Origin of the sequence: Streptomyces diacarni (assembly GCF_003323715.1) — a bacterium.
In the GTDB taxonomy this organism is placed as follows: domain Bacteria; phylum Actinomycetota; class Actinomycetes; order Streptomycetales; family Streptomycetaceae; genus Streptomyces; species Streptomyces diacarni.
The window spans coordinates 128466-154888 of record NZ_QOIN01000070.1 but is presented as its reverse complement, the minus strand read 5'-3'; the positions used below and the strand labels follow the sequence as shown (position 1 = coordinate 154888).

General features: G+C 72.0%; 22 protein-coding genes. 11 read left to right on the top strand and 11 right to left on the bottom strand.

What is annotated here, in order from left to right:
• Together DTL70_RS31775 and DTL70_RS31770 are read right to left on the bottom strand one after the other, a co-directional pair.
• On the bottom strand, nt 1-3652 hold a 3652-nt coding region (locus tag DTL70_RS31775; protein WP_114025486.1), incomplete at its 3' end, for a type I polyketide synthase.
• An 85-nt stretch (nt 3653-3737) separates the two neighbouring features.
• Nucleotides 3738-4958, bottom strand: coding sequence for a cytochrome P450 family protein (locus DTL70_RS31770; RefSeq protein WP_114025485.1), 1221 nt, complete (start codon nt 4956-4958; stop codon nt 3738-3740).
• Nucleotides 4959-5379: 421 nt separating this feature from the next.
• On the opposite strand from DTL70_RS31770, the gene DTL70_RS31765 reads away from it, so the two are divergent.
• From DTL70_RS31765 to DTL70_RS31730, 8 genes are all read left to right on the top strand, one after another.
• Nucleotides 5380-7653 (top strand): ATP-binding protein, encoded by a 2274-nt coding sequence (locus DTL70_RS31765; RefSeq protein ID WP_114025484.1) that lies wholly within the window; start codon nt 5380-5382, stop codon nt 7651-7653.
• Nucleotides 7654-7864: 211 nt separating this feature from the next.
• The gene (locus tag DTL70_RS31760) at nt 7865-9118 is read left to right on the top strand and encodes a cytochrome P450 (protein ID WP_114025483.1); all 1254 of its coding nucleotides are present in this window, start codon (nt 7865-7867) and stop codon (nt 9116-9118) included.
• Nucleotides 9111-10652: an FAD-binding oxidoreductase gene (locus DTL70_RS31755; RefSeq protein ID WP_114025482.1), complete on the top strand. Its 1542-nt coding sequence runs from the start codon at nt 9111-9113 to the stop codon at nt 10650-10652. Before DTL70_RS31760 ends, DTL70_RS31755 begins: the two co-directional genes overlap by 8 nt.
• A 7-nt stretch (nt 10653-10659) precedes the next feature.
• Complete coding sequence (gene ccrA, locus DTL70_RS31750) at nt 10660-12012, top strand: crotonyl-CoA carboxylase/reductase (RefSeq protein ID WP_114025481.1); 1353 nt, start codon at nt 10660-10662, stop codon at nt 12010-12012.
• A 31-nt stretch (nt 12013-12043) separates the two neighbouring features.
• Entirely contained in the window at nt 12044-13072 is a 1029-nt protein-coding gene (locus DTL70_RS31745) for a 3-oxoacyl-ACP synthase III family protein (protein ID WP_114025480.1), read from the top strand.
• On the top strand, nt 13069-13941 hold the full coding sequence (locus DTL70_RS31740; RefSeq protein ID WP_114025479.1) for a 3-hydroxybutyryl-CoA dehydrogenase: 873 nt from the start codon (nt 13069-13071) through the stop codon (nt 13939-13941). The genes DTL70_RS31745 and DTL70_RS31740 overlap by 4 nt, the downstream gene beginning before the upstream one ends.
• Nucleotides 13938-14696: a thioesterase II family protein gene (locus tag DTL70_RS31735; RefSeq protein WP_114025478.1), complete on the top strand. Its 759-nt coding sequence runs from the start codon at nt 13938-13940 to the stop codon at nt 14694-14696. The genes DTL70_RS31740 and DTL70_RS31735 overlap by 4 nt, the downstream gene beginning before the upstream one ends.
• Nucleotides 14693-15331, top strand: coding sequence for a nucleotidyltransferase domain-containing protein (locus tag DTL70_RS31730; RefSeq protein WP_114025477.1), 639 nt, complete (start codon nt 14693-14695; stop codon nt 15329-15331). Before DTL70_RS31735 ends, DTL70_RS31730 begins: the two co-directional genes overlap by 4 nt.
• Nucleotides 15332-15368: 37 nt before the next feature.
• Here DTL70_RS31730 and DTL70_RS31725 read toward each other — a convergent pair whose 3' ends face one another.
• The 5 genes from DTL70_RS31725 to DTL70_RS31705 form a co-directional block, all read right to left on the bottom strand.
• On the bottom strand, nt 15369-16343 hold the full coding sequence (locus DTL70_RS31725) for a pirin family protein (RefSeq protein ID WP_114025476.1): 975 nt from the start codon (nt 16341-16343) through the stop codon (nt 15369-15371).
• Between the two features lie 109 nt (nt 16344-16452).
• Nucleotides 16453-17088, bottom strand: coding sequence for a response regulator (locus DTL70_RS31720; RefSeq protein WP_114025475.1), 636 nt, complete (start codon nt 17086-17088; stop codon nt 16453-16455).
• A complete protein-coding gene (locus tag DTL70_RS31715) occupies nt 17088-18374 on the bottom strand; it encodes a sensor histidine kinase (RefSeq protein WP_425470427.1) in 1287 nt (428 codons plus the stop codon). The genes DTL70_RS31720 and DTL70_RS31715 overlap by 1 nt, the downstream gene beginning before the upstream one ends.
• Before the next feature lie 426 nt (nt 18375-18800).
• The gene (locus tag DTL70_RS34670; protein WP_114025473.1) at nt 18801-19031 is read right to left on the bottom strand and encodes a con-10 family general stress protein; all 231 of its coding nucleotides are present in this window, start codon (nt 19029-19031) and stop codon (nt 18801-18803) included.
• Between the two features lie 394 nt (nt 19032-19425).
• Nucleotides 19426-20094, bottom strand: a complete 669-nt coding sequence (locus DTL70_RS31705) for a TetR/AcrR family transcriptional regulator (RefSeq protein ID WP_114025472.1) — start codon at nt 20092-20094, stop codon at nt 19426-19428.
• Between the two features lie 72 nt (nt 20095-20166).
• Between DTL70_RS31705 and DTL70_RS31700 the strand changes: the two genes are divergently transcribed.
• The 3 genes from DTL70_RS31700 to DTL70_RS31690 all read left to right on the top strand — a co-directional run bounded on the left by DTL70_RS31700 (nt 20167) and on the right by DTL70_RS31690 (nt 22562).
• On the top strand, nt 20167-20967 hold the full coding sequence (locus tag DTL70_RS31700) for an ABC transporter ATP-binding protein (protein ID WP_114025471.1): 801 nt from the start codon (nt 20167-20169) through the stop codon (nt 20965-20967).
• Nucleotides 20968-21047: 80 nt separating this feature from the next.
• Nucleotides 21048-21857, top strand: coding sequence for an ABC transporter permease (locus DTL70_RS31695; RefSeq protein ID WP_114025470.1), 810 nt, complete (start codon nt 21048-21050; stop codon nt 21855-21857).
• Nucleotides 21858-22022: 165 nt separating this feature from the next.
• Nucleotides 22023-22562 carry a type 1 glutamine amidotransferase domain-containing protein gene (locus tag DTL70_RS31690; RefSeq protein ID WP_114025469.1) on the top strand — a complete coding sequence of 180 codons (540 nt, stop codon included), beginning with the start codon at nt 22023-22025 and terminating at the stop codon, nt 22560-22562.
• Between the two features lie 196 nt (nt 22563-22758).
• On the opposite strand, the gene DTL70_RS33795 is transcribed toward DTL70_RS31690, so the two are convergent.
• The 4 genes from DTL70_RS33795 to DTL70_RS31675 all read right to left on the bottom strand — a co-directional run bounded on the left by DTL70_RS33795 (nt 22759) and on the right by DTL70_RS31675 (nt 26307).
• Nucleotides 22759-22932: a hypothetical protein gene (locus DTL70_RS33795; protein WP_181856212.1), complete on the bottom strand. Its 174-nt coding sequence runs from the start codon at nt 22930-22932 to the stop codon at nt 22759-22761.
• Between the two features lie 190 nt (nt 22933-23122).
• A complete protein-coding gene (locus DTL70_RS31685; RefSeq protein ID WP_114025468.1) occupies nt 23123-24073 on the bottom strand; it encodes a cytochrome c oxidase assembly protein in 951 nt (316 codons plus the stop codon).
• 179 nt (nt 24074-24252) lie between these two features.
• A complete protein-coding gene (locus DTL70_RS31680) occupies nt 24253-24981 on the bottom strand; it encodes a type 1 glutamine amidotransferase (RefSeq protein WP_114025467.1) in 729 nt (242 codons plus the stop codon).
• An 87-nt stretch (nt 24982-25068) separates the two neighbouring features.
• On the bottom strand, nt 25069-26307 hold the full coding sequence (locus DTL70_RS31675; protein ID WP_114025466.1) for a MurT ligase domain-containing protein: 1239 nt from the start codon (nt 26305-26307) through the stop codon (nt 25069-25071).
• Nucleotides 26308-26423 lie beyond the last annotated feature (116 nt).

Below are 26423 nucleotides of genomic sequence, written 5' to 3'. Positions count from 1 at the left end.
CGCACTCGCCGGAGCGCAGTGACTGGGCGGCCAGGTGCAGCGCGACCAGTGACGAGGAGCACGCTGTGTCGACCGTCAGGGCCGGCCCCTCCAGGCCGAACACATATGACAGACGGCCGGACGCCACGCTCGCCGCGTGCCCGGTGAGCAGGAAGCCCTCGCCGCCCTCGACCCGGCCGGGCGAGGTGTAGGTGGCGTAGTCCTGCTCGTTCGTCCCCACGAAGACGCCCGTACGGCTGCCGCGCAGCGAGCCGGGATCGACACCTGCCCTCTCGAACGTCTCCCAGGCGGTCTCCAGGAGGAGCCGCTGGTGCGGGTCCATCGCGAGCGCCTCACGCGGTGCGATGCCGAAGAGGGCGGCGTCGAAGCCGGCGATGTCGTCGAGGAACCCGCCTTGACGGACGTAGGAAGTGCCGGGGCCGGCCGGATCGGGGTCGTCCAGCTCATCGGTGTCCCAGCCCCGGTCGGTGGGGAAGTCGCCGATGGCATCCCGCTCCTCGACGAGCAGCCGCCACAGGTCCTCCGGCCCCTGCACGCCTCCGGGGAAGCGGCACCCCATCCCGACGATCACGACCGGGTCGTCATCCTGCGTTGCGGTGCCGTCGCCTTGAGCGGCATCGAACGCCGCCGTGCCCCGCTTCCCCTCCAGGAAGGCGGCCAGCTCGGCCGGGCTCGGGTGGTCGTAGGTCGAGTTGACGAGGACCGGGCGTCCCAGCAACGAGGACAGGCGCTTGCACAGCTCGGTTCCTGCGAAGGAGTCGAAGCCGAGATCCTTGAACGTGGCCTGCGACGGCACATCGGCCGCGGAGGCGTGCCCGAGTACCCGCGCACATTCGTTGAGTACGACATCCAGCACACGTCCGGTCAGGGGCGGTGCGCCGGACGGACTCTGGAGCTCTGCCGCTTCCGCTGTCTCCGCTTCCTCATCGGTCGGCGTGAGCTCCCCGTCTGCACCAGCGGTGGTGGCCGTGACCGCCGTGGTCGGCTTCGGCCAGTAGGAGCGGCGCTGGAAGGGGTAGGTGGGGAGGGATACCCGTCGTGCGGGTGCGGATGCGGGTAGTTGGGTGGTCCAGGTGGGTGTGGTGCCGGTGGTGTGGGCGTGGGCGAGGGCGGTGGTGAGGTCGGTGGGGGTGGCGTGGTTGCGGCGGAGGGTGTGGTGGGTGGTGAGGTGGGGGTTGGTTTCGTGGAGGGTGGGGGTGAGGGTGGGGTGGGGGCTGGGTTCGATGGTGGTGTGGTGGCCGGTGTTGGTGAGGTGGGTGAGGGCTTGGTGGAAGAGGACGGGTTGGCGGAGGTTGTTGTACCAGTAGGTGGGGTTGAGTTCGGGTCCGTGGACGGGTTGGGCGGTGACGGTGGAGATCATGGGGGTGGTGGCGGGTTGGGGGTTGATGTGGGTGAGGGCGGTGGTGATGTGGTGTTTGTGGGCTTCGACTTGGGGGTGGTGGGAGGCGTAGTTGACGTTGATGAGGTGGGTGCGGATGCCGTTTTTTTGGCAGGCGGTGGTGATGGTGTGGAGGGCTTGGGGGGTGCCGGAGATGACGGTGGTGGTGGGGGAGTTGTGGGCGGCGATGGTGGCGTCGTGGCCGGTGAGGTAGGTGTGGAGGTGGTGGGCGGGTGCGTTGATGGTGGCCATGGTGCCGTGGCCTGTGAGGTGGCGCATGGCGGTGGAGCGGGTGTGGATGATGTGGGCGGCGTCGTGGAGGGTGAGGATGCCGGCGAGGTGGGCTGCGGTGATTTCGCCTTGGGAGTGGCCGATGACGGCGGCGGGGGTGATGCCTGCGTGGATCCATTGGTGGGCGAGGGCGGTCATGGTGGCGAAGAGGGCGGGTTGGACTTTGTCGACGTGGTTGAGCCAGTCGTGGTTGTGGCTGGTGAGGGTGTCGATGAGTGACCAGCCGGTGAGGGGGTCCAGGGCGTCTGCGCAGTCTTGGAGGGAGGCGCGGAAGGTGGGGTTTTCGGTGTAGAGGGTGTGGGCCATGCCGTGCCATTGGGAGCCTTGGCCGGGGAAGATGAAGATGGGACCGTGCGCGGCACTGGTGGCTTCTCCGGTGATGACCTGGGGCGCGTTGACCCCCTCGGCCAAGGCACGCAGCCCTGCCACCGCACGGTCGCGGTCGCCGGCGAGCACGACGGCGCGGTGGGCGAGGTGGGCGCGGGTGGTGACCAGCGCGTGCGCGACCTCGGGCACGGCGAGACCGGGGTCCGATTCCAGTCGTTCCGCGAGCCGTCCGCCCACGGCCGCCAGCGCCTCCGCGCTCGCTGCCGAGACGACCAGCGGCACCGCGCCACCGCTCGACTCCGCGCCACTCGGCTCCGCACCATCCGGCTCCGCTGCCGTCGTCCCGGACTCCACGCGCGGAGCCTCCGTCAATACCGCGTGGGCGTTGGTGCCGCCCACCCCGAACGCCGACACACCGGCCACCAGCGGCTGGTCGGGCAGGGGCCAGCCGCCCGTGTCCTTCTGCACCCGCATGCGCAGCTGTTCGAATGGGATCGACGGGTTCGGCGTCTCGTAGTTGAGGCTGGCGGGGAGTTCCCGGTGGTGCAGGGAGAGCGCGGCCTTTAGCAGGCCGACCACACCGGCCGCGCCCTCGAGGTGGCCGACGTTGGTCTTGGCGGAGCCGACCGCCAGGGGAGCTGTCCGGCCGGGTGCGGTCCCCAGCGCGGCACCGAGCGCGGCGGCCTCGACGGGGTCGCCGACCGGGGTTCCGGTGCCGTGGAGTTCGACGTACTGCACTTCCGCGGCGCGCACGCCCGCCGTGGCGAGCGCGGCGGTGACGACGTCCTGCTGAGCCTCCGCGTTCGGTACGGCCAGGCTCTCGCCGGAGCCGTCGTGGTTGACCGCGGAGCCGCTGAGCACGCAGTAGACACGGTCGCCGTCGGCCAGGGCGCGGGACAGCGGCTTGAGGACGACCAGGGCGCCTCCCTCGCCCCGTACGAAGCCGTTGGCGCGGGCGTCGAAGGTGTGGCAGAGGCCGTCGGGGGAGAGCGCTCCGAAGCGGTCGGCGGCGGTGGTGCTCTCGGGCGCCAGGTTCAACTGGACGCCGCCTGCCAGGGCGAGCGTCGAGACGCCGCGGCGCAGGGCCTCGGCGGCCAGGTGGACCGCGACCAGTGACGAGGACTGGCCGGAGTCGACCGTCAGGCTCGGCCCCCGCAGCCCCAGCGTGTGGGAGAGCCGGTTGGCGATCACGCCTCGCTGGACGCCGGTGAACACGTGCCGCGTGAGTCCCTCCGGGCCGCCGCGGCGCAGGAGTGCGGCGTAGTCGTCCGCGATCGCGCCGACGTACACGCCCGCGGGCGTGGCCTCGAGGGAGTCGGGGGCGACACCGGCGTCCTCCAGCGCTTCCCAGCCCAGTTCCAGGGCGAGCCGCTGCTGGGGGTCCATGGCCGTGGCTTCGCGGGGCGAGATGCCGAAGAAGGCCGCGTCGAAGCCGTCGACGCGGTCCAGGTAGCCGCCTCGACGGGCCGGTGGAGCGTCGGCGTCCGCGCCCGCCGGATGCCGGTCGGACGGCGGCTCGGAGATCGCGTCGCGGCCTTCGCGCAGCAGCCTCCAGAACGCGGACGGATCGGGGGCGCCCGGCAGCCGGCACGCCACACCGATCACCGCGATCGGCTCGTCGCCCGACTCCGCGTCCGCGTCGTGAACCGTACCCATCACGCACATCCCTTTCGCCGTGCCGTCGAATCGCCGTGCCGTCGAGCGAGGAACCGCCTGCCGGCGCAGGCCGGGTGCCGGGGCCTCAGGCGGCCCCGTGCGGGCGGACCGGCAGCTTCTCCAGCCCGTGGGTGACCGTGCTGAGCCGCCACTGCAACGCGTTCGGGTCGCCGGCGAGGGACAGGTCGGGGAAGCGGTCGAGCAGCATGCCGATCGCGATCTCGGCCTCCAGGCGGGCCAGCGGCGCGCCCATGCAGTAGTGGATGCCGTGCCCGAAGGTCATCTGGCCGCCGATCGGCCGGGTGATGTCGAACAGCTCGGGCCGGTCGAAGCGGTCGGGGTCGCGGTTGGCGGCCATCAGCGACACCATGACCACTTCGCCGACCGGGATCGTGACGTCGCCGAGCGTCACCGGCTCGATCGTGTAGCGGAACGTGGCGAGGTTCACCGGGCCGTCGAAGCGCAGGAACTCCTCCACGGCCTGCGGCAGCAGCGAGCGGTCGGCGCGCAGCCTGGCCAGCTCGCCGGGGTGGGTGAGGAGGGCGAGTACACCGTTGCCGATGAGGTTGACCGCGGTCTCCGTGCCCGCCGAGAACATCAGGTAGATCGTGGCGAGCAGTTCGCCCTCGCTGAGTTTGTCGTCCTCGTCGCGGGCCGCGATGAGCGCGCTCAGCAGGTCCTCGCCGGGGGACTCGCGCTTGACCCGGATCAGTTTCACCAGGTATTCGCGCATCGCCTTTGTGGCTTCTTCGTAGCCCTCGGGGGCGAGGTCCGACAGGACGACGGCCGCGTACCGGCCGAAGGCCAGCCGCTCCGCCTCCGGTACGCCCAGGAGCGTGCACAGCAGCTCCATCGGCACCGGGTAGGCGAGCGCCTCCAGGAGGTCGATCTCCTCGTGCCGGTCCATCTCGTCGAGCAGCCGGTTGGTCAGCTCCTCCAGCATGGGCCGCATGCCCTCCACCCGGCGCGGGGTGAAGGCCTTGTTGACCAGGCGGCGCATCCGGGTGTGGTCCGGCGGGTCGCTGGCGAGCATGTGGCCGACCAGGGCCTCGTCGTACTGCTTGGGCGCGTGGCCCTCCTTGGTGTGCTTGGCCATCAGCTCGTTGAGGCCCTTGAAGTCCTTGCTCAGCCGGGACTCGCTCAGCGCCTCGCGCACCTCTTCGTAGCGGGTCACGATCCACACCAGCGAACCGTTCGGCAGCATCACCTTCACTGCGGGTCCGGCCTCGCGGAGCCGCTTGAGCACCTCGTGGGGGGTCTGGACGAAACTGGCGTCCAACTCCTCGGTCACCTGCGTCTCCTGCACGACTACGCCCTCCTGGCCACGGGATACGGGACTGCTTCTGCTCCGGTCCGGGTGCTGCCGGCTTCCTGCGGGGAGCATGGCCCGCGCCTCTTGCCAGGCGCTCGCGGAACGCCTTGCGGAAGGCTGGCGGCGGCCTTGCGGAGACCTTGCGGCCGAGGGGCCGACCGCCGCAGAGGCGACAGGGTTTGAGCGCCGGAGTGAACCGGACGGGCGGAAAGTGCGTAATGACCGTCCGAGAAGTGAACGGTCTTGGCGCTCTCCACTGGGGAATGGCCCATGCATCAAGCTCTTTAATACGACTTAACGGGTGAATCCGTACGCTGGAGATCCGCAAGCGAGCAGAGATCGCGCCGGCGCCGTGGACGGAGGACCGGCCGGCGTGCGATTGGCCCACCCCAACCCCGTGAAACGAAGGAAGGGCATGGCTGACCCCTTCGAGAGCACGACCGTGGAACCGACGAGCGCGGCGATGCGCGCGCCGAGAGAGGCCGAGCGGACTCCAGGCCGCAGGAACGAACCGCGCCGCCCGGCCTGGGAGTTGCGCGTCTTCGGATCGCTCGCTCTCGTGCGCGACGGGATCGCGCTGCCGCTGGGGCCCCTGCGTCATCGCGCGCTGCTCGGGTTGCTGCTTGTGCGCCTGGGAAACGTTGTCACCGTCGAGCAGCTCGTCGACGAACTCTGGGGCCCCCATCCGCCCCGTCGCCCCGTCGCCACCCTCCAGACCTACATCTCCCATCTGCGCCGTGCCCTCGCCGGCGCCGAGGATCCGGAGACCGGCCAGGCCCGGCTCCGCCACCGCGCCCCCGGCTACGTCTTCGAGCTGGACCCCGACCTCGTCGATGCCTACCGCTTCGAACAGCTCATCGAGCGCGGCCGGCGGTCCATCACCGAGGGCCGCTTCGACCGCGCCCGCGACGACCTGGCACAGGCGCTCTCCCTGTGGGGCGCCGAGCCGTACCTCGAACTCGTCTCCTGCGGGCCGATCGCGGACGAGAGCGAACGTCTCGGACACCTGCGGCTGACAGCCCTGGAGGCCCATGCCGATGCCTGTCTCGCACTGGGCGACGCTGACTGGGTGGTACGGGTGCTGCACTCGGAGGTCCAGCACCACCCCACCCGCGAACGCCTGGTCGGCCACCTGATGACCGGCCTGTACCACCTGGGCCGCCAGGCGGAGGCGCTGCGTCTGTACGAACAGACCCGCCTCCAACTGGCCGAGGAGCTGGGCGTGGATCCCGGGGGCGAACTCCAGGGCGTGCACGCGGACATCCTCAACCAGCGCCTGGGCCTGCCCGAATCACCGGTCCGGCTGGCCGCCACCGGCACCGCCGACGCGCCCGCGGCGGACGTCTCCGAGGGGCCGGCCCCGGCTCAGGCCCCGGCTCCGGCTCAGGCCCCGGCTCCGGACAAGGTGCCGGAGGCGGGCCCTGCGCCGCTCCCGGACACCTCCTGTGCGCCCACCGCCCCCACCAGGGGTCTGTTCGTGGGACGGAGACGGGAGATCGGCCTGCTCAACGCGCACGTCCGGGAGGCGCTGAACGGCGGCAGCCATCTCACCGCCGTGCTGGGCGAGATGGGCGTGGGCAAGACCGAACTGGTCGTGGAGGTTGCCTCGGGCCTCACCGACCTGCTCCAGGAGGTGGTGTGGGGCTGCTGCACCTCGGGAAAAGGCGCCCCGGACTACTGGGTGTGGTCGCAGGTCTTCCGTCAGCTGGCGGTCTCCCACCCCGAGGTGTTCCGCCGGGCGGAGGCCCGGTTCGGCGCCCTGTTAGCCCCGCTGATGCTCGACCCCGAGACGAGCTGCCGGCAGCTGACCGCCGAGGACCCGCCGCCCCTCGTCCACTTCCTCGTCCAGGACGCGATGTGCGAGACGCTGCTCGCGCTGGCCGCCGAGGAGCCGCTGGTCGTCGTCCTGGAGGACCTGGACCAGGCCGACGAGCGCTCGTTGGAACTGCTCGGACTGCTGCGCACGCGACTGCACCGCGAACCCCTCGGCATCGTCGTGATCGCGGAGGACACCGGGGTCGCGGCGGATTTCCTGAAGGGCGGTGCGGTCACCGACATCCTCAGCGACTCACGCACCCGCACCCTGCGGGTGACCGGGCTGTCGCACAGCGAGACCGCCCGGCTCGCGGAGGTCCAGACGGGCGCCGAAGTGCCGGACGACGTGCTGCGGGTGCTGCACGAACGCAGCCGCGGCAACCCGTACTTCCTCCACGAGTTCCTCGCCGGTGCCGGCGGCCCGGAGTCGCTGCGCGACCGTACGGCGGCGGAGAGGGCACTGGCGGATGTGCCGCTGGGGGTGCGGCAGGCGCTGGGCCGGCGGATCGCGGCGCTGCCCGAGCAGGTGGTGGAGGTGCTGCGCTCCTGCTCGGCGCTCGGTGCCGACTTCGACCTGGGACTGGTCCGGGACGTCGCGCCGCCGGACACGGATCCCGAACCGGCCGTCGAGACGGCGGCGCGGTGCGGGCTGCTGCGGAAGGAGCCACGGCCGCCGTTCCGGCTCGCCTTCCGGGACGGGCTGGTGCAGGAGGTGCTGCTCGTCGGGCTGAGCGGCACGGAGCGGACGCGGCTGCGCGCGAGCGCGCTGCGTTCCGGCCCGCTGCGTTCCGGTCCGGCCGTCGCCGAGCGGTACCAGACCTGCCTCATACCACCGGGGGGCGCGGCCATCCCCCGCACCGCCCACCCGGCCTGACGGCGATACCGGTCCGGGCTCGTCGATGCGCCGCTCCGGCATCGTCCCCGGACCGTCCTCCTCACTCCTCAGCCTCCCCCGCAAGCGGGCCGCAAGTGGTCCCGCGAGGGCCCGGCAAGGGGACGGCGCCATGCTCGGTGGTGCGCCGGCACCTCAAGCCGTGCGGGCTTCCACGGCCCCCGGGTGCCGTTCCCGTGAGGAGGAGACCTTGGTGACCACCGCGTCCCGGCAGTTCGACACCGCCGACATATCGTCCATCGACTTCTGGGCGCAGCCCCCGGCGGCCTGGGACGACACGTTCCGCGTCCTGCGCGACGAACGCCCGGTCTCCTGGCACAAGGCGCCCGAGGGCAGCCTGTTGCCGACGCCCGCGGACGACGGCTTCTGGGCGGTCGTCCGGCACGCCGACATCGTGGAGGTGAGCGGGCAGCCGGATCTCTACGTCTCCGGCAAGGGCGTGCAGTTCGAGGAGCTGCCCGACGACATCCTCCAGGCCACCCAGTCCATCGTCGCCATGGACGCGCCCCGCCACCTGAAGGTGCGCAGCCTGGTGACGGCCGCCTTCAGCCCCGCCCGTATGAACCAGATGCGCGGCTCGATGGAGGCCGAGGTCCGCCGCATCGTCGAGGACTTCGCGACGGCGGGTGCGTGCGACTTCGTCGCGAAGGTGTCGATGCCGATGGCCCGGTGGACGATGACGTACATGCTGGGCCTGGAGGCCGAGGAGCTGGACCGCTTCACCGAGGCGATCACCATCATGCTGTCCAGCCGCGACGAGGCGGAGAAATCCGGCCGGTCCCGCGCCGAGATCGTCGACGAGGTCGTCGGACTCGTCTCCCGCAAGGCCGTGGAGATCGCGGGAGCCCGCAGGGAGGAGCCCAGGGACGATGTGATGACCGACCTGGTGCAGGCGCGCGTCGACGGCGAGGGCCTGACCGACGCCGAGATCAGCGCCTTCTTCCTGCTGCTGATCGGCGCCGGCTTCGACACCCCGCGTCAGACGATCAGCCACGCCGGCAAAGCCCTCTCCGACTTCCCCGAGCAGCGTGCGTGGCTCACCGCCGACTTCGACGCGCGCGTGGGCACCGCGGTGGAGGAACTGCTGCGCTGGTCCACCCCGGTGCTCACCCTGCGCCGTACCGCGGCGCGCGACACCGAGCTGCACGGCCGGCAGATCCGCGAGGGCGACAAGGTGGCCCTCTTCTACCCCTCCGGCAACCGTGACGAGCGCGTCTTCACCGACCCGCACGTCCTGGACCTCGCCCGTACGCCCAACCGGCACATCAGCTTCGGCGGCGGCGGCCCGCACCACTGTCTGGGGAACGTGCTCGCCCGTATGGAGCTGCGCGTGCTGCTGAAGGAACTCCTGCTGCGTGCCCCGCACTTCCACATCGGCGAGCCGGTCCGCGTGACCAGCAACTTCGTCAGCGCCGTCACCAGCATGCCGGCGGTGGCCCATGCCTGAGCCGGGCACCGCCGGCGCGGCCCTGGCCCCGATCGTCGTCACCCCCGGTGAGGCCCGCTACGACGACATGGTCAGCGGCTACAACAAGCGCTGGATCGGCACCCCGGACCGGATCCGGGTCATCCGGTCCACCGCGGAGGCGGTCGATGCCGTCCAGGAGCTGGTGGACGCCGGCACGCGCTTCTCGGTGCGCAGCGGCGGCGGCTGCTTCGAGGACTTCGTCGACAACCCGGAGATCGAGGTTGTCCTCGACCTGTCCACTCTCGACGAGGTGACCTATGACGAGGAGCGCCGCGCCTTCGCGATCCAGCCCGGCGCGATCCTCCTCAACGTCTACGACACCCTGCTGCACCGCTGGGGCGTCACCCTTCCCGGCGGGCTGTGCTACTCGGTCGGCATGGGCGGACACGCCTGCGGCGGCGGCTACGGGCTGATGTCCCGCCAGTTCGGCCTGGTGGTCGACCACCTGTACGCCGTGGAGGTCGTCGTCGTGGACGCCGCGGGCCGGGTCGGCGCCGTCGTCGCCACCGCCGAACCCGACGACCCGCACCACGACCTGTGGTGGGCGCACACCGGCGGAGGCGGCGGCAACTTCGGTGTCGTCACGCGGTACTGGTTCCGCACCCCTGGCGCCTCCGGCGACGACCCGCGCGTCCTGCTGCCCCAGCCGCCCTCGCACGTTCTGCTCAATGTCGCGGCCATCCCCTGGACCGCCATCGAGGGGGCCGACTTCACGCGGCTGCTGCGCAACTACATCGCCTGGCAGAACGCCCACAGCGCCCCCGGAACCCCGGAGACCGCGCTGTCCAGCCTGCTCGGCCTCAACCACGTCTCCGCCGGCGCCGTCACCCTCATCACCCAGGTCGACGCGACCGTGGACGGTGCCGAGGGCATCCTCGCCGACCACCTCGCCGCGATCGGCGAAGGCACCGCCGACGGCATCCGCGAGGCGCTGGCCCCCGCACCCACCAAGGCGACCTGGGGCCAGGTCACGCGGTACGTGTCCACCTCGAACTACGCGGCCCCCGCCGTACGTGTCAAGGCGAAGTCCGCCTATCTCAGGGGCAACTTCACCACCGAGCAGGCGGAGACCATCCACCGCTTCCTGACCACGGGGGAGTACAGCAATCCGGGCGCGTCCCTGATCATCTTCCCCTACGGCGGGCAGATCGGCACGGTCGCCCCGGACGCCACGGCCATCCCGCAGCGCGACTCGGTAGTCAAGATGCAGTACCAGGCGTGGTGGACCGACCCGGCCGCGGACGAGCGGCACCTGGCCTGGGTGCGCGGCATGTACAAGGACGTCTACGTCGAGACCGGCGGGGTGCCCGTACCCGACGGCACCTGGGACGGCTGCTACATCAACTACGCCGACGCCGACCTCGCCGACCCCGCCCACAACACCTCGGGCATCCCCTGGCCGGCCCTCTACTACAAGGACAGCTATCCGAGGCTCCAGCGGGTCAAGGCGCGCTGGGACCCCCGCAACGTCTTCCGCCACGCGCTGTCCGTCGAACCGTCCACCGCTGAGTGAGGTACCGATGTCCTTGACCGATGCCGTGCTGTCCGGGGCCGCCCCGGACGAACTGGCCCGCGCCCCGCTGCCCGACTCCTTCACCGCGGCGCATCTGCGCGTCGAGGACGAGAACATCTTCGCGGGCACCGAATCCGCCGACAAGGACGTACGCCGCAGCCTGCACGTCGGCCAGGTCCCGACGCCCGAACTCGCCCCGGACGAGGTACTGGTCGCCGTGATGGCCAGCTCCGTCAACTACAACACCGTCTGGTCCGCGAAGTTCGAACCGCTCTCCACCTTCCGCTTCCTGCGCTCCTACGCCCGCCACGGCGGCTGGGCCACCCGGCACGACCAGCCCTTCCACGTCCTCGGCTCCGACGGCTCCGGCGTCGTCGTCCGGGTCGGCACAGGCGTCCGGCGCTGGCAGATCGGCGACCACGTCATCGTCAGCCCCGCCCACGTCGACGACCAGGAGCCGGCCACCCAGACCGACGGCATGCTCAGCGAGGCCCAGCTGGCCTGGGGCTTCGAGACGAACTACGGCGGACTCGCCCACTACGCGGTCGCCCGCGCCAGCCAGCTCGTACCCAAGCCCGCGCCGCTGAGCTGGGAGGAGGCCGCCAGCATTCCCGTGTGCGGCGGTACCGCCTACCGGATGCTCGTCGGCGACCGGGGGGCGCGGATGAAGCAGGGCGACATCGTGCTGATCTGGGGCGCCTCCGGCGGCCTCGGCGCCTACGCCGCCCAACTGGTCAGGAACGGCGGCGGGATCGCCGTCGGCGTGGTCGGCTCCGAGCAGAAGGAGGCCATCGCCCGCAGGCTCGGCTGCCATGTGGTGATCAACCGCGAGGAGATCGGCGTCGGGGCCGACACGGGGGACGACCCCGAGCAGGCCGTCAAGGCCGGCAAACGGCTCGGCGCGGTCATCCGCCGTGAGGTGGGGGAGGACCCGCACATCGCCTTCGAACACGTCGGGCGGGCCACCTTCGGCATCTCCGTGTTCGTCGTACGGCGCGGCGGCACCGTCGTCACCTGCGGCTCCAGCACCGGCTACCACCACACCTTCGACAACCGCTACCTGTGGATGAAGCTCAAGCGGGTCATCGGCAGCCATATCGCCAACCTCCAGGAGATGACCGAGTGCGCCCGCCTCTTCGAGCAGGGCCGCGTCGCCCCGGCGGTCTCGAAGACGTACCCCCTGGCCGAGGTGGGGGAGGCGACGCGGCTGGTGCAGCTCAACCGGCACATCGGCAAGGTCGGCGTGCTCTGCCTCGCCCCCGCGCCCGGCCTCGGCGTCACCGCGCCCGACCTGCGCGCCCGCATCGGCGAGGACGCCCTCACCCCGCTGCGGCCGTTCACCGCGGCCACCGCGGGCTGACCCGGTCGCCCACACTCGAAAGGACACGGACATGACCAAGGACGTGCCGAGCAGCGGTATCGGCATCCTCGCGACCGGCTCGTACCTGCCCGAACGGGTGGTCACCAACGCCGACATCGTCCGGATGGTGCCCGGGACCAGCGAGGAGTGGCTCGAACGCAAGACGAAGATCGTCGCGCGCCGCTTCGCCGCCCCCGGCGAAGCGGCCTCCGACCTCGCCGCCTCCGCCGCCCGCGCCGCACTCGACGCGGCAGGGCTCGGCGCCGGCGACGTCGACTACCTCATCGTCTCCACCACCACCGGCGACGCGCCCATCCCGGCCACCGCCACCCTGGTGCAGCACGCGCTCGGCGCCCACCGCGCGGGCTGCTTCGACGTCAACATCGCCTGCTCCGGCTTCGTCACCTCCCTCGCCCTGGCCCGCGGCCTGGTCACCCTGCGGCCCACCACCAGGGCCCTCGTCATCGGCACCGACGTCTACTCCCGGTTCCTCGACTTCGGCGACCGGTCCACCAGCGTCCTGTTCGGCGACGGCGCCGGAGCCGTCGTCGTCGCCGCTGTCGGCGACGGCCCCGGCTTCCTCGACCTCGACATGCTCGGCGGCGGCGCCGCCCACGACCTCATCGCGATCCCCGGCGGCGGCAGCCGCCGCCCCGCCTCCGCCGAGACCGTCGCCGACGCCGGTCACGTCCTGCACATGAAGGGCCGCCAGGTCCACGACTACGTCATGGACAACGTGCCCGGCGCCCTCGACGCCCTGCTGGAGCGCTGCGGCCACAAGGCGGCAGACGTCGACCACTTCGTGCCCCACCAGGCCAACGGCGTGATGCTGGACCAACTCGTGGATGTCTGCGGGCTGACAGGCGCCGTCACCCATCGGCCGCTGGAGCACTCCGGCAACACCGGCAGCGCATCCGTCGCCATCGCCCTGGACGAGGCCAACCGCTCCGGAGCCCTGCGCTCCGGCGACCTGGTGCTGCTCGCCGGATTCGGCGCCGGCATGGCGGTCTCCGCCGGCCTGCTGCGCTGGTCGGAGCCCACTCAGCGGAGCGCGGCGTGAGCGCCCGCCGGATCGGCGTGGTCGGCGGCGGCACCATGGGCGCGGGGATCGCCGCCGAGTGCCTGCGCGCGGGCCTCGGCGTACGGGTCGTGGGCTCAGGGCCCGCCTCCGCCGAGCGAGCCCGAGGCCGGGTCATGGCCCTGCTCGACCGGGCGCACACCAAGGGCCGTATCGACGACGCGCAGCGTGCGGACGCCGAGCGGCGCGCGGAGTTCGGCGCAGACCCGGACGCGCTTGCCGACCGGGACTTCGTCATCGAGGCGGTGCCGGAGGAGCGGGAGACCAAGCTGCGGCTGTTCACCGCGCTCGCGAAGACCGTCGAAGACCCCGCCGTGGTCCTGGCCTCCACCACCTCCTCGCTCTCCATCACGGACCTGGGCAACGCCACCAGCCGCCCCGGCGACGTGATCGGCCTGCACTTCTTCAACCCCGTGCCGACCATGCCGCTGGTGGAGGTCATCCGCTCCACACACACCACGGACCAGACCGCCCGGCGCGCGGAGTCGCTGGTCACCGAGGCGCTCGGCAAGAAGATCGTGCGGGCTGAGGACCGCAGCGGCTTCGTCGTCAACGCCCTGCTCATCCCCTACCTGATGGCCGCCGTGCGCATGTGCGAGAGCGGTGTCGCCACGGCCGAGGACATCGACCGAGGCATGACCCTCGGCTGCGGGCACCCCCTCGGCCCGCTCGCCGTCCTCGACCTGATCGGCCTCGACGTCATCGCCGACGTGGCGCGCAGCATGGAGAGCGGCACGGGCGACGCCCGGCACGCCGTACCGCCGCTGCTGGACCGGCTGATCGAGGAGGGCCGGCTGGGCCGTAAGACGGGGCACGGCTTCCACCGCTACGACACCGCGCGGGCCTCATGAGCCGCGCCCCGCGCGACAGCCTGTGGATCCGCCGCTTCCAGCCCCGCCCCGAGGCTCGGGTACGCCTGGCCTGCCTGCCGCATGCCGGCGGCTCGGCCAGCTTCTTCGCCGGGCTGCCCGCCCTGCTCGGCGACGGGGTGGAGGTGCTCGCGGTCCAGTACCCCGGCCGCCAGGACCGCCGGGACGAACCCTTCGCGACAAGCATGGACGCGCTGGCCCGCGAGGTGGCGGCCGAACTGCTGCCGTGGACGGACCGGCCGCTCGCTCTCTTCGGGCACAGCCTGGGCGCGGTCCTCGGCTTCGAGGTGGCACGCGGGTTGCAGGCCTCGGGGCAGCCGCCGTCCGCCCTGTTCGCCTCCGGCCGCCGCGCCCCCTCGCGGCGGCGGACCGAGCACGCCCACCGCCTCGACGACGAGGGACTCCTGCGCGAGATCCGCGCGTTGAGCGGCACGGACTCCCGGGTCTTCGCCGACGAGGAACTCGTGCGGATGGTGCTGCCGGCGATCCGTGCCGACTATCGCCTCGTCGAGAGCCACCGCTCCGCTCCCGAACCGCTCCTGGACTGCCCGATCACCGCGATGACCGGCACCGAGGACCCGAAGGTGACCGTGGAGGAGGCCGCCGCCTGGCAGGAGCACACCACGTCCGCCTTCGACCTGGTCACCTTCCCCGGCGGCCACTTCTACCTCACCGCACATGCGCCCCAGGTCGCGCAGCTGATCGGCAGGCGGTGCGGCGGTACGTTGTACCGATGACCGACGACCTGCCGCCCGGCGGCGCCGTGCTCGGCGCCGCCGAACTGGACGCCCGTTGGGCACATCCCTGGCGCCCGGAACAGGCCGCGGAGCGGCTGGACGGGGTGAGCGCGCCCTGGTGCGTCGCGGCGGGGTGGGCGCTCGACCTGTTCCGAGGGGAGCAGTCACGCGAGCACGGCGATCTGGAGATCGCCGTGCCGGCGGCGGGCTTCCCCGAGATCCGGCGCCGATTCCCCGAGGGCGCGTTCGACGCGGTGGGTTCCGGACGGATCTGGACGCAGCCGGGGCCCGAGGCGCTGGCTGCCACGTACCAGACCTGGCTGCGCGATCCGGGGAGCGGCCGGTTCCTGCTCGACGTCTTCCGCGAGCCGCATGAGGGCAGGACGTGGATCTGCAGGCGGGACGAGAGGCTCCGGCTGCCGTACGACACGCTCATCGAGCGGACGGGAGACGGTGTCCCCTACCAGGTCCCTGAGTTGGTGCTGCTGTTCAAGGCGAAGGCGCCGCGGCCGAAGGACCAGGCGGACTTCGACGCGGTCCTGCCCCTGCTGAGCCCCGCACGGCGCGCTCTCCTCGCCGGGTGGCTGGACCTCGTGCACCCCGGGCATCCCTGGCGGTCCAGGCTGCACGCATGACCGAGCCCGGCTCCCGCCGTCGCCCGTCAGCAGAACGTCAGTACCTCGGCCGGCTCCGGGGTTTCAGCGCTGCGTTCGGGAGCGGGGGAGCGGGGAGTGGATCGCCGTCGTAGCCCTCCACCTCGCCGAATCTCCGCCCTGCCGTCCAGTCGGCCCGGGCGCGTGCGATGTCGTCGTGCGAAGCGCCGAGGAAGTTCCACCACAGGACGATCTCCTCGCCGAACGGCGTACCGCCGAGAAGGAGCAGGCGGGCGGGGGAACCTGCCGTGTTGGTGAGGGTCAAGGTGGTGCTGCCTGGGCGGAGAGCGCCGAGTTCGGCGGGGCCGAGTGCCTGCCCCGCGACGGTGATCTCCCCGGTGTCGACGAGCACGCCGTGCTCGAAATCCGGGTCGACCGCGAGGGTGGTGGCCGCGTGCGGTTCCAGCGTGACCTCGGCGCCGAGCAGCGGGGTGAACGTGGGCACGGGTGAGGTCTCGCCGGCCAGGGAGCCGAGGAAGACGCGGGCCTCCCCGCCGCCCAGGGGCACGGGACGTGGCACGTGGTGCTGGAAGGCGGACGCGGCGTGCCGGTGCGTTCCGGGCAGGGCAACCCACAGCTGGACGCCGTGGAGGACGGTTGTCCGAGCGGTGGAGACCTCCGAGTGACTGATGCCGTGGCCACCCGTCATCACATTCAGCTCACCCGGGCGGACGAGCGCACGGGTGCCGAGACTGTCGCGGTGCTCGATCTCGCCCGAGAACAGCCAACTGACGGTCTGCAGGCCGGTGTGCGGATGCGGAGCGACGTCCATTCCGCCGGTCACGGAGACGTCGTCGGGCCCGTAGTGGTCGGCGAAGCACCAGGCGCCGATCAGGGAGCGGGCACGCTGCGGAAGCGTGCGCCGCACCGTCATCCCACGCGGGCCGCCCAACGGCACGCTGCGCGGGGAGAGCACTTCCACGTCCGGCGCCGGCTGTGTGTGGGGGCCGGCCGCACAGCGCACCTCGGCCGGGCGTGTCTCGGTGTTGCTCACCTGACGCTGCTCCTCCCTGTGAGCTGCCTGTCCGGCGTACTCCGGACTCCATCGTATGTGCCCGGGGGAGACCCGCGGAGACGGCCGCCAGTCTCCGCCGGAGAAGAGCTCACGACTCCAGGTAGCGCAGGACCGCCAGAATCCGGGGGTTGTATCCCGCGGCGTGCCGCAGGCCGAGCTTGTCGAAGACGGTGCCCAGGTGCTTCTCCACCGCGCTCAGGGAGAGGTGCAGGTGTGCGGCGATCGCCGCGTTGGTGTGGCCCTCGGCCAGCGATTCGAGCACGCCGCGCTCACGCGGGGTCAGCCGCGCCAGCGGATCGGTGTGTGTGGAGCGGAGCACCAGTTGCCGTACGACTTCCGGGTCGAGGGCGGCACCGCCCGCGTGGATCCGCTCCAGCGCGTCGAGGAACTCCCCGACCTGCGCGACCCGGTCCTTGAGCAGGTAGCCGACCCGCTCGGGCCCGGAGGTCAGCAGCTGGGCCGCGTAGTGCCGCTCCAGGTGCTGGCTCAGTACGAGGACACCGACCTGGGGCCACCGCTCGCGGATCTCCAGGGCGGCGCGCAGCCCCTCGTCGGTGTGGGTCGGCGGCATCCGGATGTCCACGACGACGAGATCCGGTGGCGCGGCCTCGACAGCGCGCAGCAGATCCGGGGCGTCCGCCACCGCGGCGGGAACCTCGTGCCCTTCTTCGGTGAGCAGCCGCACCAGCCCTTCCCGCAGGAGGGTGGAGTCCTCGGCCAGCATTACGCGCACGGCAGCTCCGCTGTGACGATGGTGGGTCCCCCGGAGGGGCTGTGCAGGTGCAGTCGTCCGTCGAGGGCGCCCACCCGGCTGCGCAGCCCGGTCAGCCCGCTGCCTGCCGGATCGGCGCCACCGACGCCGTCGTCCTGGACCCGGACGAGGAGAAGCGCCTCCTCCTGCCGCACGCTGACCAGGACCCCGGTGGCGGCCGCGTGCTTGGCGGCGTTGGTCACGCACTCCGATACGAGGAAGTAGGCGGCTGTCTCCACGGAGGCCGGCAGGGGGCGGCTCAGCTGGAAGTCCGTGCGCACGGGCAGCCCGCTGCGTTCGGTGACAGAGGCGAGGGCTTCTCGCAGCCCGAGGTCGTCCAGCGCGGTCGGATAGACCCGCCAGGCGACCTCGCGCAGTTCCCGCAGGACTTCCTGCGACTCCTGGTGGGCCTGGTGGAGGAGCCGGCCCGACCGCTCGGGAGTGCCCTCGCGCCGGGCCCGGCCGAGCAGCATGGCCAACGCCACCAGCCGCTGCTGCACGCCGTCGTGCAGGTCACGTTCGATGCGACGGCGCTCGGTGTCGACCGCGCGCAGCACAGCGGCGCGGCTGGCGGCCAGTTCGTCGATGCGCCGCCGGAGGAGATCCCGCTCCGAGGGGCCGAAGCACGCGCGTGCCAGGCGTGCGTCGGCGGTGTCCAGCCAGCGCAGACCCTGGACGTCGAGGAAGAGCAGTACCCCTCCGAGGACGCACTGGCCGGCCAGGTCGAGCCAGCCGAGCCTGCCCCGCGCCAGCCCGACGACGAGGAGCGCGGCCAGTACGGCCCCGACGCAGAGGAGGGCCACGACCACACCGGTCAGCAGCCCCGCGCCCGTGCGAGCCGCGAGGTAGCGCACGATCCGCTCGTCGGGCACCTCGCCGTCAGGGGCCTCGCCGCCAGGAGCTTCGCCGTGGGGGAAGCGGGCGGTGCGGTGATCGGCGTGGTGATCGGGGAAGCGGTCGGCGAAGAACAGCGACCTGCGCCGCCGCTCGACGGCGGCCAGCCGCCGGGCCCCCGCGGCGAAGGTGGCCACGGCGCGCCCTCTGGTACGCGGCCACAGCAGCAGCGGGCCGAGGAGGACGCCGGCGAGTACGAGGTACAGCAGCCCGGGCAGTGCGGTGACGCAGCCCGCCAGAACGCCGACGGTACGGCGCGGCAGCGTGGGAGTCGCCGGTTCCGCGGTGCTCGCCCGCGCGTCGTGCGTCGCGTCCACCGCCTGTTCCGCGTCCCCTGCCTGTCCCGAGACCCCTGCGTCCCTCACGTCCCCCGCATCCCCCCGTCACCTCGGGCGCCGAGAGTAGCCCGGCGCCAGGGCTCGGGCAAGATCGTTCACCGAGCACCGCCGCCGCGGGAGCGCTCCTCACGACGACCGGCGGGTATGGCGGCCATCGTGACTCCCTCGGTGTGGGGCGGGGGTACCGCGGACACCTTCCGCGGTACCCGTCTCCACGCGGGAGAGCGCAGCGCGGTACCGGAACCGGGGCGATTCCGGTGCCCGTGCCGGTGCCGGTGCCGGTGCCGGTGCCGGTGCCGACGCCTACGCACAGACGTCAGACGTTGATGCGCACGGGGCGCCGACACGGAAAGGGGGCCGGTGGGCCGAACACCGTGGCGTTCGGCCCACCGGCCCCAGGAGGCACCGCAGGAGGGTTGGCCCCTGCTCTTCTCCGCCGGTTCGGCGACTCAGCTACCGCCCCTGGCCACCACCGCTGTGCTCGCCGCCCTTGTGGCCGGCTTCGGAGGCGCGCTGCGGGTTGTTGGCGAAGTTGCCGCTGCTTTCGTGGCCGCCCTTGTGGCCGGCTTCGGAGGCGCGCTGCGGGTTGTTGGCGAAGTTGCCGCTGCTCTCCTGGCCACCCTTCTGGCCGGCCTCAGAGGCGCGCTGACGGTCGTTGGCGAAGTTGCCCTGGTTCTCGGCCATGGTGAATCCCTCCTCATGGAATCCGGGATGTGATCTCTGTCTGGAGCGGCGGGTACCCGAGGCGTCCACCTCAAACGGACGGATTCCGGATCAGCCGAGAAAATCCGTGGCCGACCGCGAGTGAGTACCCACAGCAGGCCCTGACCTGCTGTGATGCCCGCTCTTCCGTTTCTCATCGACCAGCTGGACGAGGCGGAGCGGCTTCCAGTTCCGCCTCGTCCGGCCGGCGGGGAGTCGGATGCCGGATGCCGGGCGCCGACCCCTGGTCGCCGGTCACCGGCCCCGGCCTCCGGTGGGGACCGCGCGTGCCGCCCGCGCCTCTGCCTCCCTTACAGCGGACTGTGAAGAGCGGCGCGGGAGTCGTCGCGGAGGCCGGTGAAGGTTCCTGCGAGGGTCACCTTGAACGCGGTCGGTCCTCTCGTGGGGTGTCGCCGCGGACGGCGTAGGTGAAGGCACGTTCGCCCAGCAGTTCCTCGACGGCGTCGAGGAGTTGGAGGACGTCGGTGGCGATCTCGTCGGGTGTGCGTCCCGCGACCAGGCGGCGCCCGATCTCGGCGAAGACCAGCGAGTGGAACCATCCGATCTGCCCGGCGGCGGCGCACAGCGCGGGGTCGTCCCTGTCGGTGCCGGTCTCGTCGGCGAGCTGCGCGGCCAGCGCCTCGGTCATCTCCTGGCCCAGGTCCTGCAGGCGTGCGGTGAGGGTGGGCGCGGCCCGCATCATCTCGAAGACCTGCCCGAAACCGTCGGTGAGGCCGAGCTGCCGTTCGCGGCCGCGCACTTCCTCGCGCAGCCGGGCGAGTACCGCGCGGGCGGGGGACGCGCCCGCCGGCCGCTCCCGGACGATCTCGGCGAGTCGCAGCGGGGAGGCTTCGTCGGGTGGCAGCACCAGATCCTCCTTGGCCTCGAAGTAGTTGTAGAGGGTGTTCACGGACACCTCGGCCTCGGCGGCGACCTCCGCGATGGTCACCTTGTCGAAGCCCCGCTCCACGAACTGGCGCATGGCGGCCTCCCGGATGCGTCGCCGTGTCTGCCGCTTCTTGCGCTCCCGCAGCCCCTCACCCATGCAGGAAGTCTAACCTGACTGCAAAACTGAACCACATTGCATTTTTGCAGTCTGCTGTGTTTTCCTCCCGGCATGGAAGCACCCACCTCTCTTCCGGACAGGCCCGCTCTCGACCTCCGCGGGCTCACCCTCACCTACGCGCTCGGGGCGGGCCCCGTGCACGCCGTGCGGGGACTCGACCTGACGGTGGGGCGCGGGGAGATCCTCGGATTCCTCGGCCCCAACGGCGCGGGCAAGACCAGCACCCTCCGCATGCTCACCACGCTGCTGCGGCCCACCGGCGGCACGGCCCGCGTCGCCGGGTACGACCTGCTCACCGAGCCGACCGCCGTCCGCTCGCGGATCGGCTACGTGGCCCAGGCCGGCGGTCTCGACCCGGGCTGCGGCGCCCGCGAAGAACTGGTCACCCAGGCGCGGCTGCACCACGTACCCAAGCCCGAGGCGCGGCGCCGGGCCGCCGAACTCGCCGACGACCTCGGTCTGACGGAGCTGCTGGACCGGCCGACGGCGGCTTTCTCCGGCGGTCAGCGGCGTCGGCTGGAGATCGCCCTCGGCCTGGTCAACCGGCCCGAGGTCCTCTTCCTCGACGAGCCCACCACCGGGCTCGACCCGGGCGCTCGCGCCGAACTGTGGGACCTGGTGCGCCGCATCCGCCGCGACCACGGCACCACGGTCTTCCTGACCACCCACTACCTGGACGAGGCCGACGCGCTCGCCGACCGGATCGTCATCGTGGACAGCGGCCGCACCGTCGCCGAGGGGACCCCCGAGGCGCTCAAGCGGGACCACGGGCCCGGCCAGGACGCCTCCCTCCAAGACGCCTTTCTCGCCCTCACCGGACGCGGTCCCAGCCGGGAACCCGTCGCCGTCTGAAAATCCCCAGCCCGCCCCAGCGACCCGACGCGTCGAGCACACCGGCCGCGGTCGCTTCACCGACGGAAGCGCTCATCGCCATGACCACCGAGACCGCCACTTCTCCACCCGCTGCCCCGGCACCACCCGAGGGCGGGCACTTCTGGGCCGACACGGGCCTCGTCTTCGGCCGATGCCTACGCGCGACGCTGCGCTCGAAGACCAGCCTGTACTTCGGGATGCTCCAGCCGCTGCTCTTCCTGGCCCTGTTCGGACCGCTGCTGACCCACCTCGACCTGGGGCAGGAGGGTTCGTCGTGGCAGACGCTCGTGCCCGGCGTCCTCATCCAGCTGGCGCTGCTGGGCGGCTCGTACGTGGGGATGGGGCAGCTGGTCGAGCGCACCACCGGCGTCGTCGACCGGATGCGGGTCACCCCGGTCAGTCCGCTCGCCCTGCTGCTCGGCCGCACTCTGCGGGACGTCGTGCAGTTGGTGGCCCAGTCCGTGCTGCTGGTGCTCCTCGGGCTGGCGTTCGGGCTGCGGGCCCCATGGTGGGGGATCGTTGTGGGCCTGGCCTTCGTCGCCGTGCTGTCCGCCGCGCTCGCTGCGCTCTCCCACGGCTTGGGCATGAAGGTGAGGACGACGCCCGAGTTCGCCGCCATCGCCAACACGACCGTGCTTCCGCTGATGCTGCTCTCCGGCCTGCTGCTGCCCATGGAACTGGCCCCCGGCTGGCTCGACGGCGTCTCGCGCGCCGTCCCGTTCCGCTACACCGTCGATGCCGTCCGCTACGTCTTCCGCGGTGACTTCTCCACGGTGGAGGTCGCCGCGGGCGCCGCCGTCACCGTCGGGTTCGCCGCCCTGTGCCTGGCGGCCGCCGCCCGGCTCTTCCGGGGCCGTCCCCAGGGCTGACGGCGGGCTCGGCCCGGTCGGCGTGTCCGGGGCGTGTGTGGCGTGTCAGTACGCAGGGCGTGTGCGGGGTCCGGCGTGCTCGGAGCCGCGGCCGCAGGCATACGTCCGCGCCCAGCGGGGACCCGCAGGGACGCACGCGAGATGACGGAAAGGACGTGAGGTCACGTGCGTGTTGCCTTTCTCGTCGCGCCCGAGGGCGCGGAACAGATCGAGCTGACCGACCCGTGGGACGCCGTGAAGGAAGCGGGCGGCACGCCCATCCTGCTGTCCACCAGCACCGGGCCCGTCCAGGCCTTCAACCATCTGGACCGGGGCGACACCTTCCCCGTCGACCAGCTCGTCGCCCAGGCGGAGCCGTCCGACTTCGACGGACTCGTCCTGCCCGGCGGTGTGGCCAACCCCGACCTCCTGCGCACGGACCAGAAGGCCGTCGCGTTCGTGAAGGGGTTCTTCGAGGCGGGGCTCCCGGTCGCCGCCATCTGCCACGCCCCGTGGACCCTGGTCGAGGCCGACGTGGTGCGGGGGAGGACGCTGACCTCGTATCCGAGCCTGCGTACCGACATCCGCAACGCGGGCGGCAACTGGGTCGACGAGCAGGTCAAGGTCTGCGACGGCGGTACCAACAAGCTGATCACCAGCCGTAAGCCCGACGACCTGAAGGCGTTCGACAAGGCGTTCCTGGCGGAGTTCGGCTCCGGCGGCTGACCGGCGGGGTCACTTCCCTGGGGGCCCGCCCCCGCGCCGGGCTCCGGCGGCGTTGAGAGGCCGCCGGAGCCCGGCGCTGTGTGCGGCGCGTTTCCTCGGTCCTGCTCCGCGACGTTCCTCGCCGCCGGTGTGTGCTCAGCTCCGCGGCGCGAACATGGTGAACATGGTTCATCTCCGGATCGCGTACACGGTCCTCTCAGTTCCGGGTCGCGTACACGCCCAGCGTGACCAGGCCCAGCACCACCCAGCAGAACCAGAGCCATCCGCTGCTTCCCAGGGCCACCGTGTACGCCGTGACCACGACCAGGCCCACGACCGTGCACACGGTCATCGCCTTCGCGGACGCCGGCACCCGCGTCAGTCCAGCCATCACAGCACTGTCCTCCTCCCGGCGGCCCCGCGGTGTACGGGTCGCGCACGCACCGGGACCGCGGCCAGGCCACCATGGTCGCCTGTCCGCGGCCCCGTGCGCCACCGCGCGCCTCAACGCTCCCGTGTACACCTCGTCGCGCGCCCCCAGGGGCCCGCCGGGACGACGGCGTACCGGCCGCGGGCCGCCCTCACTGCTCCCGGGTCCTCAGAGAGGCCAGGTATGCGTTGTACGCGGCCAGCTCCCGGTCGCCGTCCCGGTCCGCCCTGCGGTCCCGGCGCCGGGCATGGCGCTGCTCGGTGACGTACCACTGGAACACCAGCGCCACCAGCACCATCACCGAGGGGATCTCGCTGAACGCCCAGGCGATACCGCCGGCCGCCGACTGGTCCGACAGCGCGCTGACGCCCAGGGAGGCGGGCGGGTCCGCGTACGTCTCGATCATCGGCTCGGACGCCATCATCAGGGCGATGCCGAAGAAGGCGTGGAAGGGCATGCCCGCGAACAGCTCGAGAATCCGCATCACGAAGCCGGGGCGGTGCGGGCCCGGGTCCACTCCCATGATCGGCCAGAAGAACACCAGGCCCACGGCCAGGAAGTGCACCATCATCGCGAGGTGCCCCACCATGGAGCCCATCAGGAAGTCGAAGAGCGGAGTGAAGTAGAGGGCGTACAGGCTCGCGATGAACAGCGGGATCGTGAAGGCGGGATGGGTGATCACCCGCATGTAGCGGCTGTGCAGCAGCGCCACGAGCAGCTCCCGCGGCCCCTTGCGGCCCCGCCCGGCGGACGGCAGCGCCCGCAGCGTCAGCGTCACCGGAGCGCCCAGCAGCAGAAGGATCGGCGACAGCATGCTGATCACCATGTGCTGCACCATGTGCACGCTGAAGAGCACCATGCCGTACTCGTTGAGGCCCGTGCACATCACCAGCGCCACGGTCAGCACCCCGGCGACGAAGCCGATGGTGCGGCCCACCGGCCACGCGTCGCCCCGCCGCCGCAGCCGCACCACTCCCCAGCCGTAGAGCGCCAGCGCCAGCAGGCACCCCACCAGGAAGAACGGCTCACCCGTGAACGCGAGTCCCCGCGCGACCGTGAACGGCGGCAGATCCATTGTCATGCCGTGCCCGCCGTGATCCATCCGAACTCTCCCGCAACCGACCGATACGCCCGCACCAGACTAGAACCGCCCGTGGCGGACACCCTCAGCGGGGCACCCGCCACGGGCGGTGTCGTGTCGGAACCGGCCTCGGCAGGCCCGAGGGCCAGGACGAGCCGGCTCGACCGGGGCGAACGGGTCGCTTGGGCCGACCGGTCGGCTCAGGCCGGCTGGGTCGCCGCGGCGATCCGCTCCTGGCGCAGCGCGTCGTACCAGGTGTCGTCGACCGGCGTGAGCGCGTTCACGTCCAGCGACAGCTTGATCAGCATGTCGGCGATCAGCGGATTGCGGGCCAGCACGGGACCGTGCAGGTACGTGCCGAAGACCGTGTCACGCCAGGCGCCCTCGGTGCCGTCGCCCGTCCCGTTGCCGTTGCCGAGCCGCACCCGGGCCAGCGGGCGCACCCCGGGGCCGAGGTGGGTGACGCCCTGGTGGTTCTCGAAGCCGGTCAGCTGGGGGAGGCCCAGGTACTCGTCGGAGTCCCCGAGGACGTCGCCGACACAGCGTGCGGCCTCGCCGCGGCTGCTGGTCACATCCAGCAGCCCGAGTCCGGCCGACCGCTCACCGAGGTCGTTGACGAACTCGTGGCCCATGATCTGGTAGCCGGCGCACACGGCGAAGACGATGGCGCCGTTGTCCACCGCCCGGTTCAGCCCGCCGTCGCGCAGCAGCCGCTCGGCGGCCAGCCGCTGCGGCCTGTCCTCGCCGCCGCCGATCAGATAGATGTCCCCGGAGGTGGGGATCGGCTGGTCGGAGCGGACGTCCAGCCGCTGGACATCCAGCCCCCGCTGCCGCGCCCGACGCTCCACCACGAGCGCGTTGCCCTGGTCGCCGTACGTGCTCAGCAGGTCGGGGTAGACCCACACCAGACGCAGACTCGTGTCACTCATGCCGCCAGTTCTCCTTGCGCGGGGTCGAAGGGGCCGGACGGCCGAGGGTCGGCGTGCGGGCCGTCCGGACTCCCAAGATACGGGTGATCAGTTGCCGACGGCGCGGCGCAGGTCCTGGAACGCGGTGTAGTTCGCGATGGCCTCGATCCGTCCCGGCGGGCACCTGCGCACCGCGTCCGCGGCGTCCTCGCACACCTGGAAGTGCACGCCCGCGACCTCCAGCCGCACCGCGAGGTCCAGCTTGCGGTCGCCGATCACGCAGATCGGGTGCCCGGCGAGGCGCCCGTAGTCGACGTCCCACAGCCAGGAGGTGTCGGTGCCGTCCGCGCTGCGGGCGTTCACCGCGAGGATCACCGGGGCGGGCGGCGGGTCGATCAGGGAGAAGGTCTCCAGCCACCCGGCGGGGTTCTTGGCCAGGAGCAGCCGGATGTCGCGGTCCTGGTACTGCACCACGTCGTACCGGCCGGCGACGGCCTTGACCGCGTACATCCGCTCCAGCGCCGTCTGCGGAGGCACTCCGAAGGCGGCGGCGACGGCGGCCGAGGTGGCCGCGTTGGCCTTGTTGGCACGGCCGGGCAGCTGGAGGTGGATCGGCCAGGCGGAGCCGTGCGGGTCGAGCACGTGGTCACCGGAGAGCGCCCAGGTCGGCGTCGGGCGGCGGAAGCCGCACTCGGCGCAGAACCAGTCGTCGCCGGGGCGCTGCATCACGCCACCGCAGGCGGGGCAGGACCAGGCGTCGTCCTTCCACTCCTGGCCCGCGGCCACCCACACCACGTTGGGGGAGGAGGAGGCGGCCCAGACCACGAGCGGGTCGTCGGCGTTGGCGATGATGACGGCCTTCTGGCCCGAGAGGCCCTCGCGCCACCGCTCGGCCAGCATCCGGGTCTCGGCCGCGCGGTCGAGCTGGTCACGCGAGAGGTTCAGCAGCGCTATGGCCTTGGGCGTCACGTCCCGGGCCACACCGGAGAGGTACTTCTCGTCCACCTCGATCACGCCGTACCGGGCGCTGGATCCGCCGGCCAGTGCCGAGGTGATGCCGGCAGGCATGTTGGCGCCCAGCGCGTTGGAGACCACCTCGCCGTTGGCGCGCAGCGCCTCGGCGATCAGCCGGGTGGTCGTCGTCTTGCCGTTGGTGGCGGACACCAGCACCACGTCCAGGTGCTGGGCCAGCCGCTGCAGCAGGTCCGGGTCGAGCCTCAGTGCGACCTTGCCGCCGATCACCGACCCGCTGCCGCGGCCCGCGGCCCGCGACACCGCCGCGGCCGCCTTGCCCGCCGTCACGGCCAGCTTGGACCGCGGCGACAGTGGCTCCGCATTGCCTGACATCGTCCTTGAACCTCCTTGCCCCTCGCGTAGAGGAGAAGCCTACCGAGACACCGGCCGGGTCAGGACCGCGCCACCCTGCGCAGATCACCGGTCTGGCGCCCGGCGTAGGGTGGCTG